Below are 2,865 nucleotides of genomic sequence, written 5' to 3' on the forward strand. Positions count from 1 at the left end.
GTTGGTGCGGCCCTTGCCTTTGCTGGCGCTGACATTGACGAGGAAGCCGTCGGTGCCAAAGCTCACGCCGACGCTGCCCGAGCTGCTGCTGTTGGTGCTGCGTTCGCTGGCGAGGTTTTGCGCGGCCAGAAGCCGGGCTTCGTTTTCGGCGATGAGTTGCACGGCCTTGCCGGCTTCGACGGTGCTGCCCTGTATGGTCAGGTTGCTGGCTTGTCCGCCGCCGGTGGCGGCAATGGTGATGTTGTTGCCGGCCGTGATGTTGTCCTCACCGACAGTCCTGCCTTTGCCAGGGTCGGCAATCTTCAAGCACCAGAGAAGAAATTGCGTTTACTTCCACCTGCCGCATCACTGATAAATCGACTACCTTCGAGCTAAGATTAAAACTAGTTCAATAAACAGCAAGAGTAGTTACATGTCTTCCGCAGCTATCAGTAAATTTCTAAGTTATGTCCTACGGCATAAGCCTGAAGACATTGGATTAGTGCTAGACAGTGAAGGCTGGGCGGAAATAGAGAAGCTACTGGTCTGCTCCAACCAGGCCGGCCAACCTCTCGACTCAATGACTCTGCGAAATATAGTTCGCGAAAGTGACAAGAAGCGATTCACTATTTCTGATGACGGTCTGAAAATTCGCGCGGCACAAGGCCACTCAACCAAAACAGTAACAATTACCCATACAGAAAAAGCGCCGCCGTCGACGTTGTTCCATGGAACTGCGACACGTTTCTTGGAGTCGATTCTCAAAGCAGGCTTAGTCCCCGGAGACCGTCATTTTGTACATCTGTCACACGACAACAAAACTGCTGCGTCAGTGGGTATGCGGCACGGTGATATTGTCATATTGAGAATCGCAGCGAGTGAGATGCATGCGCAGGGGCATATATTTTATCAAGCAGACAATGATGTTTGGTTAATTCGGCACGTTCCCGCAGAGTTTCTTTGCCCCATTCCACCACCAACTATCTAATGAAAAAATCTCCTGCAAATATCTCCAGTCGGGAATTTTCGCTTTGAAACCGAATCGAGTAGTGTTTAACTGTTCGCCGTCCTTGAAAGTGCTCTGCCCAGGCTACTGCGGCCTCTGATTCAACGTATTCAACCAACGACCCTATGGGCACGTCACTCGCGCCGTGATGTTCAATGTTTAGGAGATTTACCCCAGGCGATGAGGCTCTGTAAAACGCACAAACACTCTTGAACAAAAGCTCCTTCTGAGCAACGCCGCTTGGGCTGTCATATGAAATCGTAACGGCCAAGTCTCCATCCTTGGCAGACAGCGCAATGTCACTTTCTCCATGCCCCGGCAACCACTCATAAGGGTTGTGGACTTCAACTGGGTGTCCTGCTTTCATTTTTTGCTCCCCGGCATATTGGGTGTTCCTGTACTCGGTAACTGGTTGTTGGCAAGCTGTTGTGCCGCCAACTTGTCAAAGGTAATACCTGCTTGCTCTCCCGGTACCTGCATCCCAGTTTTATTCGAACCATACCATTGCGATTGTGAAATTCCAGCACGATCCAATGCAACGGAGGTTCGAGTATTCAAAATCAACTTAGTTCCATCTGAGGTTGTCACGTAATCCACAGGAACTTGGCTTGGTCGGATCAAGCCTTTACTAAGCGCCGAAGCCAAATCATCTACCGTGTTAATCGGCCCTGCACCTAGAAGGCTGTATTTCTCACGGCCATCCACACTGAATTTCTCATCACTACGAATGGAAGTTTGAGCAAAATTTGCGTCTGTTACCGAGCCCAACTTTGGCCTATCAACCGCGAACCTCCCAGCGCCCACCTTCATCAAATCCACAGCTTTTGACAATCCGGCGATAACACGGCCAACGTTAACGGTTCCCTCATCAGGCGAAGCAAACTGAGGCAGAACAACACGCAATGCTTCGGCCATTTCTTGCGCCATGAGTGATTTCGCCGGTTGCGCGAGCAACATTCGCTGCGCTTGCATGTACTCGTCAGCGGTTACGTTGTTAAATTCCGGGCGGATGTCTCCGTTAGCATCGAAATAGTCACCTAGCACCATTAGGCTAGCCTGATAAAGCTTTTCTTCTGTGGTTCCTAATTTTGCAGCTTCCTCCTTCGCCAGTGCCCTGACTTGGTCTTTGCTAACTAAATGCAACTGCCGATTATTGGCATCCACCGTCGCAGCAGTAACCGCCCCTTGCGCACCACCCACAGCAGCACCCACACCCGCTGCAGTCAGCGTCGCTACGGTTTGCGCCAGCGCCTTGGCGGCGCCATCGCTCAGGCCTGCAGCCACCAGGCCCTGCTGAATGCCGTCTTGCAAGGCGTTCATCAGGTTTGCGGAACTCGCACTGGCTGCTGCTCCTACTGCACCATCAAAGCCGCCGCCCAGAGCCCCCACCGCTGTGTGAAGCGCGATCCGGTAAATGCCGCCCTCATCCCACTTTTTGGCTTCGTCCTCGTTCTTCTGAATCCGCAGTGCTGCCGCCTGGTTGGCCGCAAAGCTCGCAACCGCCTTCGGTGCTTCCCTTGTAAACGCCTGCGTGATCTGCACCTGCGCATTGATCTCGGCCTGCACTTTGGCCGCATCAAAGATGGGTTTAAGGCCGGTCTCCGCATCAGTGCTTCTGACGGCGGTGTTGCCAGCAATGCCGCTTATGCCTGCGCTGCTGGTGCTGCTGGCATCGCCCTTGTCTGAGCCGATGCCTATGCCCAGGCCGTTGATGCCGGCAGTCTTGGCGGTGGCGCCGCCGCCAAAGCTGATGCCGATTGACTCGCCCTTATAGCTGGCGGTGTTCTGGATGTCGCTGATGCTTAGGGTGCCGCCGGTCTTGAAGCTGTTCTTCTGGGCATTGACGGCCTGGGTGTCGCTGGCAATGACGCTGCCCAGCA

Annotated in this window: 2 protein-coding genes and 1 pseudogene; 1 reads left to right on the forward strand and 2 read right to left on the reverse strand. The window is 53.5% G+C overall.

Annotated features, from left to right (window positions below):
- A partial coding sequence (locus AC1D13_RS23110) for a hemagglutinin repeat-containing protein (protein ID WP_477667799.1) occupies positions 1-306 on the reverse strand: 306 nt, incomplete at its 3' end.
- Between the two features lie 106 nt (positions 307-412).
- Between AC1D13_RS23110 and AC1D13_RS23115 the strand changes: the two genes are divergently transcribed.
- Entirely contained in the window at positions 413-967 is a 555-nt protein-coding gene (locus AC1D13_RS23115; RefSeq protein ID WP_457282616.1) for an RNA 2'-phosphotransferase, read from the forward strand.
- A 381-nt stretch (positions 968-1,348) separates the two neighbouring features.
- Here the strand turns inward: AC1D13_RS23115 and AC1D13_RS23120 are convergent.
- Positions 1,349-2,865: pseudogene (locus tag AC1D13_RS23120) on the reverse strand (hypothetical protein); the annotation flags it as partial.

This window comes from Polaromonas sp. P1_E12, assembly GCF_056405975.1.